The organism is Xanthomonas sp. NCPPB 1067, from assembly GCF_020783795.1.
Taxonomy (GTDB): Bacteria; Pseudomonadota; Gammaproteobacteria; order Xanthomonadales; family Xanthomonadaceae; genus Xanthomonas; species Xanthomonas melonis.
In genome coordinates, this window is sequence record NZ_JAJGQG010000014.1 from 1 (window position 1) to 14,417 (window position 14,417).

General features: G+C 65.5%; 17 protein-coding genes. 11 read left to right on the plus strand and 6 right to left on the minus strand.

Features of this window, described 5'->3' with window-relative positions:
- The coding region (locus LL962_RS12000; RefSeq protein WP_228317113.1) for a beta strand repeat-containing protein at positions 1-2,440 on the minus strand (2,440 nt) is incomplete at its 3' end.
- A gap of 314 nt (positions 2,441-2,754) precedes the next feature.
- On the opposite strand from LL962_RS12000, the gene LL962_RS12005 reads away from it, so the two are divergent.
- The 4 genes from LL962_RS12005 to LL962_RS12020 all read left to right on the plus strand — a co-directional run bounded on the left by LL962_RS12005 (position 2,755) and on the right by LL962_RS12020 (position 5,051).
- On the plus strand, positions 2,755-3,300 hold the full coding sequence (locus LL962_RS12005; RefSeq protein ID WP_228317053.1) for a phage tail protein: 546 nt from the start codon (positions 2,755-2,757) through the stop codon (positions 3,298-3,300).
- Positions 3,301-3,369: 69 nt separating this feature from the next.
- Positions 3,370-3,897: a phage tail protein gene (locus LL962_RS12010; RefSeq protein ID WP_104588145.1), complete on the plus strand. Its 528-nt coding sequence runs from the start codon at positions 3,370-3,372 to the stop codon at positions 3,895-3,897.
- Between the two features lie 60 nt (positions 3,898-3,957).
- Positions 3,958-4,494, plus strand: coding sequence for a phage tail protein (locus tag LL962_RS12015; protein ID WP_104588146.1), 537 nt, complete (start codon positions 3,958-3,960; stop codon positions 4,492-4,494).
- An 8-nt stretch (positions 4,495-4,502) separates the two neighbouring features.
- Positions 4,503-5,051 (plus strand): GNAT family N-acetyltransferase, encoded by a 549-nt coding sequence (locus LL962_RS12020; protein WP_228317054.1) that lies wholly within the window; start codon positions 4,503-4,505, stop codon positions 5,049-5,051.
- Positions 5,052-5,072: 21 nt separating this feature from the next.
- On the opposite strand, the gene LL962_RS12025 is transcribed toward LL962_RS12020, so the two are convergent.
- Positions 5,073-5,360 carry a DUF6916 family protein gene (locus LL962_RS12025; RefSeq protein ID WP_104588148.1) on the minus strand — a complete coding sequence of 96 codons (288 nt, stop codon included), beginning with the start codon at positions 5,358-5,360 and terminating at the stop codon, positions 5,073-5,075.
- A 377-nt stretch (positions 5,361-5,737) separates the two neighbouring features.
- On the opposite strand from LL962_RS12025, the gene LL962_RS12030 reads away from it, so the two are divergent.
- From LL962_RS12030 to LL962_RS12055, 6 genes are read left to right on the plus strand one after another with little or no spacing between them, the layout of a single operon-like run.
- Positions 5,738-6,532: an ABC transporter ATP-binding protein gene (locus LL962_RS12030; RefSeq protein ID WP_104588149.1), complete on the plus strand. Its 795-nt coding sequence runs from the start codon at positions 5,738-5,740 to the stop codon at positions 6,530-6,532.
- Entirely contained in the window at positions 6,532-7,281 is a 750-nt protein-coding gene (locus LL962_RS12035) for an MlaE family lipid ABC transporter permease subunit (RefSeq protein ID WP_228317055.1), read from the plus strand. Before LL962_RS12030 ends, LL962_RS12035 begins: the two co-directional genes overlap by 1 nt.
- A gap of 8 nt (positions 7,282-7,289) precedes the next feature.
- Positions 7,290-7,823, plus strand: a complete 534-nt coding sequence (gene mlaD, locus LL962_RS12040) for an outer membrane lipid asymmetry maintenance protein MlaD (RefSeq protein WP_064507882.1) — start codon at positions 7,290-7,292, stop codon at positions 7,821-7,823.
- Positions 7,820-8,482: an MlaC/ttg2D family ABC transporter substrate-binding protein gene (locus LL962_RS12045; protein ID WP_104588151.1), complete on the plus strand. Its 663-nt coding sequence runs from the start codon at positions 7,820-7,822 to the stop codon at positions 8,480-8,482. Before mlaD ends, LL962_RS12045 begins: the two co-directional genes overlap by 4 nt.
- Positions 8,472-8,765 carry an STAS domain-containing protein gene (locus tag LL962_RS12050; RefSeq protein WP_228317056.1) on the plus strand — a complete coding sequence of 98 codons (294 nt, stop codon included), beginning with the start codon at positions 8,472-8,474 and terminating at the stop codon, positions 8,763-8,765. The genes LL962_RS12045 and LL962_RS12050 overlap by 11 nt, the downstream gene beginning before the upstream one ends.
- A gap of 10 nt (positions 8,766-8,775) precedes the next feature.
- Positions 8,776-9,840: an MlaA family lipoprotein gene (locus LL962_RS12055; protein WP_228317057.1), complete on the plus strand. Its 1,065-nt coding sequence runs from the start codon at positions 8,776-8,778 to the stop codon at positions 9,838-9,840.
- A gap of 77 nt (positions 9,841-9,917) precedes the next feature.
- Here the strand turns inward: LL962_RS12055 and LL962_RS12060 are convergent, their stop codons facing one another.
- The 4 genes from LL962_RS12060 to rmuC form a co-directional block, all read right to left on the minus strand.
- Entirely contained in the window at positions 9,918-10,721 is an 804-nt protein-coding gene (locus tag LL962_RS12060) for an FRG domain-containing protein (RefSeq protein WP_228317058.1), read from the minus strand.
- Positions 10,722-10,749: 28 nt separating this feature from the next.
- The gene (locus LL962_RS12065; protein WP_228317059.1) at positions 10,750-11,295 is read right to left on the minus strand and encodes a glutathione peroxidase; all 546 of its coding nucleotides are present in this window, start codon (positions 11,293-11,295) and stop codon (positions 10,750-10,752) included.
- Positions 11,296-11,376: 81 nt separating this feature from the next.
- Positions 11,377-11,751, minus strand: coding sequence for a hypothetical protein (locus LL962_RS12070; protein WP_167395387.1), 375 nt, complete (start codon positions 11,749-11,751; stop codon positions 11,377-11,379).
- 341 nt (positions 11,752-12,092) lie between these two features.
- Positions 12,093-13,628, minus strand: coding sequence for a DNA recombination protein RmuC (rmuC, locus tag LL962_RS12075; protein WP_208621472.1), 1,536 nt, complete (start codon positions 13,626-13,628; stop codon positions 12,093-12,095).
- Between the two features lie 285 nt (positions 13,629-13,913).
- Here rmuC and LL962_RS12080 point away from each other — a divergent pair, with 285 nt between their 5' ends.
- Positions 13,914-14,144 carry a hypothetical protein gene (locus LL962_RS12080; protein WP_228317114.1) on the plus strand — a complete coding sequence of 77 codons (231 nt, stop codon included), beginning with the start codon at positions 13,914-13,916 and terminating at the stop codon, positions 14,142-14,144.
- Positions 14,145-14,417: the final 273 nt, after the last annotated feature.

Consider the following 14,417-nt stretch of genomic DNA (forward strand, 5'->3'; position numbering starts at 1 on the left):
CCCCGGTGAAGCCGTTCGCGTCGGTGGCTTCCACGGTGAAGTTGAAGGTGCCTTCCACCGTTGCCGTGCCGGACAAGTTGCCGGTGCTGGCCAGGGTCAGGCCAGCCGGCAGCACGCCGCCGCTGAGCGCATAGGTGTACGGCGCCGTGCCGCCGCTGGCGCTCAGTGCCTGGCTGTAGGCGGTGCCACGCGTGGCGGCCGGCACGGTGGTCGGCGCGATCACGACCTGCGGGGCGGCGATGCTCAGCGAATAGCTGCGCGTGGCCTGCGACGGGGTGCCGCCGGTGCTGTCGGTCGCGGTGACGCTGAAATTGAAGGTGCCCACAATGGTCGGCGTGCCGTTCAGCGCACCCGTGCTGGCCGAGAACGTCATCCCTGCCGGCAGCGCGCCGGCGGTGATCGCGTAGGTGTAGGGCGCAATGCCGCCGGTGGCCGGATTGATCGCGCTGGCATAGGCCTGGCCTGCGGTGCCGGCCGGCAGGGCGGTCGCCGGCAGGGTCACGGTCGGCCCGGCCACCGTCAAGGTGTAGGCACGGCTGCCGGAGGTCGGCGTGCCACTGTCGGTCGCGGTCACGGTGAAGTTGAAGGCGCCACTGGCGGTCGGCGTCCCCGACAGCACGCCGGTGCTGCTCAGGGTCAGCCCTGCCGGCAACGCGCCAGCGGTGATCGCGAAGCTGTACGGGGCGGTGCCGCCACTGGCGAGCAGGTTCTGGCTATACGCCGTGCCAGCGGTGGCTGCCGGCAGCGAGGCGGGCGCGACCGTGACCACCGCGTCGTCGTTGAGGATGGTCGCCGTGCCGGTGGCACGGGCGATGGTTGCGCCGCTGGCAACGGACAACCCCAGCGAGAAGGTCTCGTCCGGTTCCACCGTGGTGTCGCCGTTGACGGTGACCGTGACGTTTTGCGCGGTGACTCCGGGAGCGAAAGTCAGCGTACCGGAACCGGCGACGTAGTCGCTGCCGGCGCTGGCGCTGCCGTCGGCAGTGGCGTAGTTGACCGTGACCGTCTGGCCGCTGGCGGCGCTGAGACTGACCACGAAGGTCGCCGTGGTGGTTCCGCTATTGCCTTCGGCCACGCTGATGTCGCCGACCGACAGCGCCGGCACCGCATCGTCGTTGACGATGGTGCCCAGGCCCTGCGCATCGGCCACGTTGGCGCCGCTGACATTGCTGACATTGACGAAATAGGTTTCGTCCGGCTCGTTGAGCGTGTCGCCGTTGATCAGCACGGTGAAGGTCGCGCTGCTGCTGCCAGGGGAGATGAGCAACCCGCTCTGGCTGGAGGCCACGTAATCCACCCCCGCGCTGGCGGTGCCGTTGGCAGTGGCGATATCGAAGCTGACCCCACCGGCCGGCGCCGGGCTGCTCAGCGAAACGGTGAAGGTCGCGTTGGTGGTGCCGGCGTTGCCCTCGTTCACCGACACATCGTCGATGCTCAACGCAGGCAGGTCGTCGTTGAGGATGGTGCCGATGGCGCTGGCCGGCGAGCCGATGCTGTAGCCGCTGCCTGCGGCGAGCGTCAGCACCACGGTTTCGTCGGGCTCGGCCGTGCTGTCGGCGGTTGGATTGATCGTGATCGTGCCGCTGGTCTGCCCGGCCGGAATCACCAGCGGCGAGCTGACCGCCGCGTAGTCGGTGCCCGAGGTCGCGGTGCCGCCCACGCTGAAACCGATCGACACGGGCGATACGGGTGCCTGACTCAGGTTGACGGTATAGACCAGATTGGTGGCGCCATCTTCGCTGACGCTGGCCGGAGACACGCCTATGCTGGCGACCGGGAAATCGTCGTTGACGATGGTGGCGGTGGCATTGCCGGGGTTGCCCGGTGAATAACCGGTACCGGAAGCGACGGTGAAGGTCACCGTTTCGTCCGGCTCCACCGTGGTATCGGCGACCGGCGTGACGCTGAAGCTGGCGGAGGTGGCGTTGGCCGGCACCACGATGCTGCTCATCGCACCGGTGTAGTCGGTGCCGCTGGTAGCGGTGCCGCTGCGGGTCAGGTTCACCGTGGTGGCCGAGCTGTTGGTCTGGCTCAGCGTCACCGTGTAGACGAACGACGCGCCGCTGTCCTCGTTGCGGCTGGCCGGGGTGACCGCGATGCTGGCGGTGCGCGAGGGATTGATGGTGATGTTGAAGGTGACGAGGTTTTCATCCTCATCGTTCAACTGGAACGTGTCCGATGTGGCGGAGTTCCCGTTGTGCGTATAGGTCACCGTCTGCCCGCTTGGTGACTGCGGATTGACGACCCGGGTGCCGTTGGCGGGTTCGATCGTGCCATTGCCTTCGCCCATGCCGATGTCGGCAGGTCCATCGCAGTTGCTGACATCGAACGTGTGCGACCCGCCTTGATTGATGGTTGCCGTGAGGGGACTCGGGCAATAGACCGAGGTCCCCTGCTGAGCCATGGCTTGGCCGGACAGCAGGACCGCCCATGCGAACATCACCAGCGTCAACACCCACCGCAGCGATGCAGCGCCGTGCGTTCTACGCGTCCAGGACTTTTTCACGTTCAACCCCTTGAGAGCGCCACCCCGGCGCTGGCACGTTCCTCGTGCCTGAAGGCAATGCCGCCATGGAGAACACCCCTGGCATCGCGAGCGCATTGAAACAGGAACTGACTGCAAGTTAAAGAACAAAAAATTAATACTTCATTCCAGTTCTGATGCAGCGCGGCTTGCCGCACGCAGGCTGGGCAGGTATGTGTACGAATGTCCCCGACACACGGTCGGTGGGTTACCTACGCAGGGAGATCTGGATGAGCGAGTTCTTCATTGGTCAGGTCATGCTGACCGGTTTCGCCTTCGCCCCGAAGTATTTCGCGCAGTGCAACGGACAGCTGCTTCCGATCAATCAGAACCAGGCATTGTTCAGTCTGCTCAGCACCCGCTATGGGGGGGACGGCAGGACCAACTTTGCCCTGCCGGACCTGCGTGGGCGCACGCCGATGGGCTACGGGCCCTCGGCCGACCCGGCATGGCAACCGCCGGCAATGCCCATCGGTCAAGCCGCCGGCGCTGAGACGGTGACGTTGGTAGCCGATAACCTGCCCCCGCATACCCATCTGATGGAGTGCAGCAGCGCCAACGGCGACAACCGTCTGCCCACCGGCCGCCTGTTCGCCAACAACGTTGCCACCACCGGAACCGCGCACGCGCTGTATGCCGCGCCCGGCGCGGTGGTGCCGCTGGCGCAGTCCACCGTCGCCGACAGCGGTGGCAGCCAGGCGCATCCGAACCTGCAGCCGTACACCGCGATCAATTTCTGCATCGCGCTGTCCGGCATCTTCCCCTCGCGCAGCTAGACGCATCCGCATCCAGGCGTGCAACGCGCAGCGATGCGCGATGGCGCCTCATCGACCAGGAAGAATCTCATGGGTACTCCCTTCATCGGCGAAATCCGCATGTTCGGCTTCGGCCGCACGCCCGACGGCTGGCAGGCCTGCGACGGCACGCTGCTGCAGATCGCCGAGTACGAGCCGCTGTACGTGTTGTTGGGCACCGCCTACGGCGGCAACGGCACCAGCACCTTCGCGGTGCCGGATCTGCGCGGCCGCCTGCCGGTCCACCAAGGACAGGGACCAGGACTCAGCAACTATGTGCTCGCCCAGCGTGCCGGCACCGAAACGGTGACGTTGACCGAGCTGCAGATGCCGGCGCACACACATACCGCACAGGCCACGACCGCGCCGGCCACAGCCGCCGCGCCCACCGGCCTGCTGCCGGCCGCCGTCAACGGCGGCTTGTTCTACACAAGCGATCTCACCGGCGCCAGTACCTTGGCGATGTCCGCGCAGAGCACATCCTTCGCCGGTGGCAGCCAACCGCACGACAACCTCATGCCGACACTGACGGTGCAGTACTGCATCGCCACCACCGGCATTTTCCCGCAACAGGCATGATCTTCTGCGCCGCGCCGACTTGGCGACGGCATGCATCCGCTCCAGCGAAGGAACCCGCTCATGACCGAACCCTATATCGGCGAAATCCAGCTGTTCGGCTTCGACTACAACCCGTATGGCTGGGCACTGTGCAATGGCGCCGTCCTGCCGATCACGCAGAACACCACGCTGTATTCGCTGCTCGGCATCGCCTACGGTGGCAATGGCTCCAGCACGTTCCAGTTACCGAACTTCACCGCGCGCGCCGGCTGCCAGCAGGGTCCGGGCCCAGGTCTGACCCAGCATGCGCTGGGCAGCAACTTCGGCTCCGCCGATGTCAGCCTGTTGAGCACGCAAATCCCGATGCACCAGCACACGATCAACGCCGCCTCGCAATCCGATGCGACGAAGAGAACGGGGACGCCTGCAAGCGGTGTCGCCTTGTCGACATTGAGCGTGAACACCGAACGTCCGTTCCTGGCGGTCGCGCCCAGCAGTCAGTTTTCGCCAACCATGCTGCAGCCCACCGGCACCGGCCTGGCGCACGAGAACCGGCAACCCTACCTGGCGATGAATTTCTGCATCGCGCTGCAGGGCAACTACCCGGTGTTCAACTAGCAATGCCAATGCCCGGGCGCGTGACGCAGGCCAGAACTCGGTCGCCGCTCTGTGCAAACGCGCCGGCCGCAGCGGATCTCAGGCTGCGGCCGGAGCAGGCCGACGATCTGGCGTGGTTACAGGATCTGTACGCCAGCACCCGCAGCGACGAGCTGGCACCGGTGCCGTGGCCAGAGGCGACCAAGCGCGCCTTCCTGCAGCAGCAGTTCGCCCTGCAGCACGCGCATTACCGGCAGCACTTTGCCGGTGCCGATTTTTCGATCGTGCAGATGGGGGATCTGCGCATCGGCCGCCTGTACCTGCACCGCCCTGCCACGCATCACACGCTGGTGGATATCAGCCTGCTGCCGCAGTGGCGTGGCCAGGGCATCGGCTCGCAACTGATCGGCCATGCGCAGGCGATGGCGCGCGATGCCGGATGCGTGCTGTCGTTGCACGTGCTGCACGCCAACCCGGCCGCGCAGCGCCTGTATGCCCGCCATGGTTTCGTCGCCGGGCCCAGCAACCAGACCCATCTGCAGATGCACTGGCATCCGCACGATCACCGGCTGGATTGAACATGTTCGGTCGACGGCACTTCAGTTGAAGACGGCCTGATACAGAAACCCGTCGCGCTCACGCGCCACCGGGACCAGGAAGATGCCGATCTCGCCCAGCCGCGCGTGACGCATCTGGTAGGTCTGCTGCGGGAACAGGAAGGCCGACCCGTTGCGGAACAGCAACGAGAACGGCGCACGCTGCGAAGTGCGCGTGGCCTGCAAGGGCCGCGCCTCCACCAGCACGAACGGCACCTCGCCATCGTTCAATGCAGCGGCAAAGGTCTCGTTGACGCTGCCGGCGAAATGTTCAAGCGTCAACAACTCCATGGAAGACTCCTGCAGCGACGAGGTAGCGTGAATCCTCGCGTCTTGTCGCTGGTCCGACAAGATGTCGGCACCGGCAACGCGACGCATTCGACAGATCGGCACGGACCAGCGAGCGACACGCGACAGCTCACGCGCACCGACATCCATGCGCGCCACCGACCCAAGGCGCCGCACGGACACGCGATGCTCCCTACTGCAGCGTACGTTGCGCACGTGGCCGGGGTTTGATGCGTTGCAGGACACGCTGTTACGCAGATCGCGTCATCGATGCCCACATCGTGGGTGCGGCGAATGCGACAATACTGCACGCGGCGGTTCGGTTATGTTCAGCCGTGTGACGGCTACTCTATCGCGTTGGAATTCTGTTAAAGGCCTCGATGACGGCGTCCGCCTCCCCTGTCGTGCAATTGTCCGATGTCCGTATCGATCGCGGCGGGCGTGCGATCCTGCGCGACGTTTCGCTGCAGGTGCCGCGCGGCAGCATCACCGCCGTCCTCGGGCCGTCCGGCAGCGGCAAGTCCACGCTGCTGGCCGCGTTGACCGGCGAATTGCGCCCGGTGGCGGGTACCGTCACCTTGTTCGGCGATGCCATCCCGCACGGGAGTCGCGCGCTGCTGGAGATGCGCCGCAATGTCGGCGTGCTGTTGCAGGGCAATGGCTTGCTGACCGACCTCAGCGTGGCCGAGAACGTCGCCCTGCCCCTGCGCACCCACACCCGCCTGCCACGCCCGGTGATCGACCGCCTGGTGCAGATGAAGCTGCATGCAGTGGGTTTGCTGGCCGCGGCAGATGCATGGCCGCGCGAACTGTCCGGCGGCATGGCCCGACGCGTGGCACTGGCGCGTGCGCTTGCGCTGGATCCACCGCTGATGATCTACGACGAGCCGCTGACCGGGCTGGACCCGATCGCCTCGGGCGTGATCATGAGCCTGATCCAACGCCTCAACGACAGCCTGGGCCTGACCAGCATCATCGTCAGCCACCATGTGCACGAGACGCTGCCGATCTGCGATCAGGCGGTGGTGATCGCCAACGGCGGGATCGTCTTCGCCGGCACGCCGGCGCAGCTGCAGGACAGCGGCGACCCGCTGGTGCGGCAATTCCTGCACGGACAGCCGGACGGCCCGATCGCCTTCGACGCCGCGCCGCGGCGCGCACGGAGCGCTGCCTGATGGCCTTCGTCGAATCGATCCGCAGCCTCGGCCGCGCCGGCCTGTTTTCGCTGACGGTGTTGCGCGGCTCGCTGCCCAGCCGCGACTTCCTGGGCGAACTGGTGCGCGAGATCTACAAGGTCGGCGCGCGCTCGCTGCCGATCATTGCGGTGGGTGGCGCCTTCGTCGGCCTGGTGCTGACCCTGCAGGGCTACCGCACGCTCACCACCTATGGTGCCTCCGACGCGTTGTCCACCCTGCTGGGGCTGTCGCTGTATCGCGAACTGGCGCCGGTGCTGACCGCCTTGTTGTTCATCGGCCGCGCCGGCAGCTCGATTGCTGCCGAGCTCGGCCTGATGCGCGCCACCGATCAGATCAAGGCGCTGGAGCTGATGGCCATCGACCCGGTGGCCAAGGCGGTGGCGCCGCGCTTCTGGGCGGCGGTGCTGACGGTGCCGCTGCTGACCGGGGTGTTCTGTTCGCTGGCCATCACCGGCGGCTATTTCGAAGCCGTGCACGTGCTGGGCATCGACAACGGCACGTTCTGGTCGGGGCTGAGCAACAGCGTCGATTTCTGGGACGACTTCGGCGTGGCGATGCTCAAGTCGGCGATCTTCGGCGGCACCGCCGCGCTGGTGGCCGCCTATGTGGGGTTCCATGCCGAGCCGACCATCGAGGGCACCTCGATCGCCACCACCCGCGCGGTGGTGAATGCCTCGCTGCTGGTGCTGATGTTCAACTTCGTCCTTTCTGCAATGTTGTTTAGGTGAGATAGCCCATGGCCATGCGTGGACCACGACTCGAATTCGCTGTCGGCGCCTTTTTGCTGCTGACCCTGGCCTCGCTGCTGGTGCTGGCGGTGGCCTCGACCAACCAGCGCTGGGGCTTCGGCTCCAGCCAGTACACCCTGATCGCGCGCTTCAGCCAGATCGGCCAGCTGCGCGCGCAGGCGCCGGTGAAGATCGGTGGCGTGACCATCGGCAAGGTGTCCGACATCAGCCTGGATCCGACCAAGTTCGATTCGGTGGTGACCCTGTCGCTGGACACCAAGTACAAGGACCTGCCTGCCGACACCTCGGCCGGGATCTTCACCAGCGGCCTGCTGGGCGAGAGTTATATCGGATTGCAGCCGGGCGGCGACCCGGAAACGCTCAAGCCGGGCGAAGAAATCGGCTTCACCCAGCCGGCGGTGGATCTGCTGCAGCTGGTCGGCAAGTACATGTTCAGTGGCGGCGGTGATAAATCCGCTGCAGACGGCCAGGCCGCCCCGCCTGCCCAGCCCGCTTCTCCCTCTACGGAACCGCATCAATGAAGACCACCCTGCTCTCCGCCGTCCTGGCCTCGACCCTGCTGGTGTGCGCACCGGCCACCGTGCTGGCGCAGCCGGCCGCCGCCAGCGCACCTGCGCAAGGCGCGGCCACCAAGACCGTCATCGACAGCAGCACCCGCATCCTGGGCACGCTGGAACAGCGCCGCGCCGAATTCCGCAGCAACCCGGCTGCGCTGCGCCAGTACATCGACGGCGAACTGAACAAGGCCTTCGACCGCGACTACGCCGCGCGTCTGGTGCTGGGCGTGCATGGCCGCGGCGCTTCCGATGCCGACATCAAGCTGTTCGCCGACGCGATGGCCGACAACCTGATGCAGCGTTATGGCACCGCCCTGCTCAATTTCGAAGGCAAGCCGACCTTCCGCGCCAAGTCCGAGAGCGCGCTGCCGGGCAACCGTGGCGTCAAGGTGTCCACCGACCTGCTGCGTGCCGGCAACGACCCGACCCCGGTCGACTACCTGATGCGCAATGTCGGCGGCCAGTGGAAGATCTTCGACGTGATGATCGAAGGCATCTCCTACGTGCAGACCTTCAAGGGCCAGTTCGACGGCCCGCTGCGCGAGAAGGGCATCGCCAAGGTCGCCGCGGACCTGCGCAGCGGCAGCCTGCAGGTCGGTGCGGCACCGGCCAATGGCAAGTAACGGCGCCATACAACGCAGCGGCGACGCGCTGGTGCTCACCGGCGTGCTCGACCGCGCAGCGGTGACAGCGGTATGGCCGCAGGCGCTGGCGCAGCTGGACGGCATTCGCACGCTGGACCTGTCGGGTGTACAACGCCTGGACAGTGCCGGCGTGGCGATGCTGGCCGAACTGGCTGCGCGTGCGCGCGGCACCGACGCGGTGGCGGTGGTGGGCGGGACGTCCGCACTGGACGACCTGCGCGCCGCCTATCGCCTGTCCCCCACTCTCGATTTCCAGGCCTGAGCGCCACCCCATGACCCAGTTCCGTTCCGCTCCCTTGTTGGCCTGCCTGCTGCTGGGCGCCTGCGCCAGCCACGCGCCGAAGTCCACGCCCCCGGCGGCCGATGCCTCGCCTGCCGCGAGCAGCCAGGCGCCTGCCCGCGACGATGCCGGCGTGATCGCGCAACCGGCGGCCGCCGGCTTCGCTGCGCCCGATACCTTACCGGCCACGGTCAGCGCCTCCCCTGCCGACCAACAGGCCGGCACCGATGCCGGTGCGACATCGACGACCACGGGCGCGCCTACCGCTGCCGAAGACGACTTTGCCGCGCTGTACGGCACGAGCACCGCACAGGCCGGAACCAGCGGCGCGACCGCGCAACCGGGTGCGGCACCGGCCTACGACCCATGGGAGCGCTACAACCGCGGCATGCACCGCTTCAACATGGCGGTGGACCGTGGCGTGGCGCGTCCGCTGGCGACCGCCTACACCAAGGTGGTACCCGGTCCGGCACGCTTGGGCGTGACCAATTTCTTCGACAACCTCGGCACGCCGCTGACCATGATCAACCAGCTGCTGCAGGGCCACCCGGTCTATGCGGTGCAGTCGCTGGGACGCTTCGTGATGAACACCACCCTGGGTGTGGGTGGCCTGTTCGATCCGGCCACGGCCGCCGGCATTCCGCGTCGTAGCGAGGACTTCGGTCAGACCCTGGGCGCCTGGGGCTGGCGCAATTCGCGCTACTTCGAACTGCCGCTGTTCGGGCCGCGTACCGTGCGCGACACCCTGGGCCTGGGCGGCGATATCCCGCTGTCGTGGATCCGTCATCTCGACGACAGCGGCGCACGCTTCGCCCTGCAGGGCCTGCAGCTGGTGGATACCCGCTCGCAGCTGATGTCGCTGGATTCGCTGCGCGACCAGGCGCCGGACGAATACGCGCTGACCCGCGACGCGTGGATGCAACGGCGCAACTACCAGATCACCCGCGATCTGCGCAGCCACCGCGAACAGAACAACGAGCTGCCGGAATACCTGCGCGACGACAAGGACAATACCGTGCCGGGTAACGCGATGCCGATCCCGAGCTGGGTGCGTTAAGCGGTCGGGTTTGCGTGTCTGACTGAAGATAGGAAGAGAAAGCCCGGGATCGCTCCCGGGCTTTTTTGTGCTGAATCTCAATCACTTATCTCGCGAAAAGCCAGCATTTGCATAAGGGATTCTTCTGTACCAAACAGAGAAAAAGCGTTGATATTCATTGCATCAAGTTGGCGTAAAATACTTCGCCTAAGTCTTGCAGGTATAATGAATTTCTCTAGCCTATCTTGCCTGCCTGCCACTCCCCCCATGGCAGATTCATGTTGCGAAAAACACCACTCATCATCAAACTTTCCGATGCATGCTGTGTACTCCGACTGCTGAATAAAATGTCTTCTGTGCGCAGTTACGTATTGACCCAGAGTGGCAATCTCGGGAGAACCAACCATGCCACCTTTTCCGAACCCTAAGTCTTCGACATACATGTACAGTGCCGAATCATCATAATGATCTTGTCCACTGCAAGCAAAGAATAAGGCAACGTATAGCGATCGACTCCAGTCGAGTAATGGAGTAGGAAATCCGTGATGCCTTAGGTAAACCATGAACTCATATTGCCCCTCCAAAAAGCTGACTTGGGACAACGAAAACGTGCTTCCAGGAACTTTCTGATTCCTCCAGTCGAACTTAAATGATTTATCCGTGTAAGCCTCAATTCCTGGTTTAACTTTCGACAAGTAGCGAACATACTCGTCAAGCGGAATATCTTTTTTTCCAAATCTTTCTAATGTCGTCTCCAACTTCCATTCTGCTCGTGATTGGCCACGAAACAAAATTGGGGAGACGTAGTGATAGCCGTCCGAAGACCTTGCGCCACAATCACTTTTAAGCGTCTCTGCACATTTCTCCAGTTCATGCAGACTTGATAATTTTCGTTCTTCCATGAAATCCTCCTAAAAATAGTCGCTAGGTTTAAGCAGCCAACGCGGCATCGATTGCCTCACGCAGGCGTGCATCGTCGGCAGGGACGTCCGGGGCGAAGCGCGCGATGACCTGGCCATCGCGGCCGATCAGGAACTTTTCGAAGTTCCACAACACGCCGGGCGCGGGGTTGGGTGCGATGCCGTAGCCGGCGAGCTTGTCGCGCATCGGGCCGTCGCCGGTGGCCTGCGGGCGGGCGCTGGTCAGCGCTTGATACAGCGGATGCGTGTCGGCGCCGGTGACGGCGATCTTGGAGAACATCGGGAAGGTGACGTCATAGGTCAGCTGGCAGAACTGCGCGATCTCCGCGTCGCTGCCGGGCTCCTGGCCGTTGAAGTCGTTGGCCGGAAACGCCAGCACTTCCAGGCCCTGCGCCTGTTTATCGCGATACAGCGCTTCCAGACCTTCGTATTGCGGGGTCAGGCCGCACTTGGAAGCGACGTTGACCACCAGCAGCACCTTGCCGCGGTAGTCGGCCAGGGTGGCGCGGGCGCCATCGATGCGGGTCACGGGAATGTCATGGATGCTCTGGCTCATCGGTGCGCCCTGACTGGACATGGCGCCAGAGCATAAACCGCCCTGCGCGCCGGAGCGATGCAGCACGCGCCTGCCAGCCGATCAATCGATGCACAACGCCGCCTGACCCTTGCCGCCGACCACTTCCTGACGGCAGCCGAAGCGATCGCTATCGCGCTGACAGGTGCCGGTGGTGGCCGCGCCGGCAGGCACGATGCTGGTGGCCAGGCAGTCGCCGCCGCACTCGGCATTGTCGTTGCAGGTCTTGCCGGCATCGGCATAAGGCACGACGCAACGCGTCAGCTGCATGCGCCCCACCGGGCGCAGCTGGCCACCCTTGGCAGCGCAGGCAGCGGCGTCTGTCGATGTCGATGGTGCAGATGTAACCCCCGCCTGTGCCGGCTGGGTGGTTGGCGTATTGCTGCAGGCGGCCAGCAGCAGTGCAGACGATAGTGCGTACATCCAGCGGTTCGACATGCGGAACTTCTCCTGACCAAGGGTGCGATAAGCATCGCGGCCGCTGCGTCAGCATGGCGTCCTCGGCCGGGAGCGCTTGTCATCCAGCGGGCAGGAGCGAGATGCCTTCTACTGCTTAACACCGCCGCTGCGCGCAAAAAGCGGTGCGGATACGTAGGAGGCGCAGCTGGGCGATGAGGCTTTCCCGGGAAGGCCCGTCGCGCCCGGCTGTGTTCCGGCAGCGGTGTCGAGACACACTGCGTCGGGCACCCGCTGACGTGCCCCGGGTTCGACGTCGTGGAGGCTGTCGAAGCCGAACCAGCGTTTTGCGAGTGCACCGTTGCGCTCCTCACTCCTGCACCTTACTCCTGCTCGTCACCGGCCGGGTCGTCACTGCTGCCGGGGTCGTCGGGGCCGGCGTCATCGAGCAGGGCTTGCGACTGCTCGGTGGACAGGGTTTCCACGCCGCGCAGACGGCGTTCGATGGTGCGGGTCTTGCGGCTGGCTTCGCCCAGGCTGCGGCCCACGGTGCTGATCTGCTTTTCCGCCTTCTCCAGGATGCCGGCGAACTTGCCGAACTCGCTCTTGACCGCGCCCAGCAGCCCCCATACCTCGCTGGAACGCTTTTCGATCGCCAGCGTGCGAAATCCCATCTGCAAGCTGTTGAGCAGGGCCGTGACCGTGGTGGGCCCGGCGATCACCACCCGGTGTTCGCGCTGCAACACATCGACCAGGCCGGGCCGGCGGATAGTTTCGGCATACAGCCCTTCGGTGGGCAGGAACATCACTGCGAAGTCGGTGGTATGCGGCGGGCAGATGTACTTGTCGCCGATCGACCTGGCCTGGATACGAATGGCGCGTTCGAGCTGATTGCCGAGCAGGCGGATCTGTTCGCCGTCGCCGGTTTCCTGCGCGTCCAGCAAGCGCTCGTAATCTTCGCGCGGGAACTTGGAATCGATCGGCAGCCACACCGGCGTGTCCGCATGATCGCGCCCAGGCAGGCGCACCGCGAAATCCACCGCTTCATTGGTGTCCGGGCGTACCCGCACGCTGCGTGCATATTGTTCGGCAGTGAGCGTCTGCTCGAGGATGTTGTCCAGCTGGACTTCGCCCCAGCCGCCGCGATTCTTGACGTTGGTCAGCACGCGTTTGAGGTCGCCCACCCCGGTGGCCAGCTGCTGCATTTCGCCCAGGCCGCGCTGCACCTGCTCCAACCGTTCGGAGACCAGTTTGAACGATGCATCCAGCCTCGTATTGAGGGTGGTCTGCAGTTTTTCGTCGACGGTGGCGCGCATCAGCTCCAGCTTGCTGGCGTTGTCGCTCTGCAGATTGGTCAGCTGCTGCTCCAGGGTGGCGCGCAGCTCGCCCAGGCGCAGCTCGTTGCGCTGGGTGAGGTCGTTCAAACGCTGGCCCAGCGCTTCAGTGAAGCGTTGTTGCGATTCACCGGCCTCCTGGCGGCCCTTGCGCGAATCCTCGGCCAGCGCCTCGCGCAGCGCGGCCATGTGCGTGTCGGTGCGTGCGATCAAGTCGGTCAACTGCTGGCCGAACACACGGATGCGGGTTTCCTGCTGCTGGCCGAATCCGTCCAGCTGGGCTCGCAGTTCGGTCAGGCGCGCGGTCAGCAGCTCGCCGGTGCGCTGCTGCGCCAACCCGCCCTCTTCACGGGCCTTGCGTGCGTCTTCGCCCAATGCCTCACGCAGCAGGTCCAGACGTTGGTCGGTGCGGGTGGACAGCTCGGTGAGGTTGCGCGCAAAGGTTTCCAGGCGCGCGTCCTGCTGCCTGGCCAGGCCTTCGAGTTGCTCGCGCAGTTCGCCGCGGCCCTCGCGCTGCTCGGCACGCAGCGCCTGCTCCAGCCCGCCAGTGGAAGAACGCCGCAGCAGCAGGGCCAGCTGCAGCACGAAGACTGCGCACAGCAGCCCGAGCAGGATCAGGGATTCGGATGACATGCGTGCAGTGTAACGGCGCCGGTCGCAGACGCTGCGTCGGTACGGTCCGCAACGCGCTGTGGGCGATTGCCACACCGCATCCAAGACGCGATGGACGGCAGCCCGCCCGTCTCCACGTGACGGACGACGAGGCAGCTGCGACGACTCGCACTGCCGAACGCAATGGTGCCTGCGTTGAAGTCCCCGTCACCACGGCCGTTCTAGCCTGCCCGCATGACACCGCACGGCCCGCTCGTCATGCAGCGCTATGGCAATCGCCATGGCCAGTCCGGGGTGGTGGCGTACGCGCTGGCCGATGGCGCCATTGCCATGCGCTTTCGCAGCGGCCAGACCTATGTGTACACCGTGGACAGCGCTGGCGCGGACGCGGTGGCGAGGATGCAGTGCCTGGCGCGTTCCGGGCGCGGGTTGAGCACCTACATCAGCCAGCACCTGCGCGAGGCGAGCGCGGGCCGGGTCGATCCGTAGCCAGCCATCTGCGACGCGGTGGTGGAGCTGGGTGCGTGCGGCCACCGGCATGACCAAATCTGGCGCCTGGCATCCGCACGGTTGCCACCGCGCCGACCGCTGCAGCCGCGCGGCCGCACCACAAGACGGCCTGCCCCATCGACGGAAGATGCCTCTGGCACCGGCAACGGCAGCGGCATCGCGCGGCCGACGCTACGAATGCGTGCTGCAGCCCTTCCCGGGTGACCGAGCGCCCTGCCGGGTGCCGAGGGTGCCGAGGTTGCCGCGCTGCCG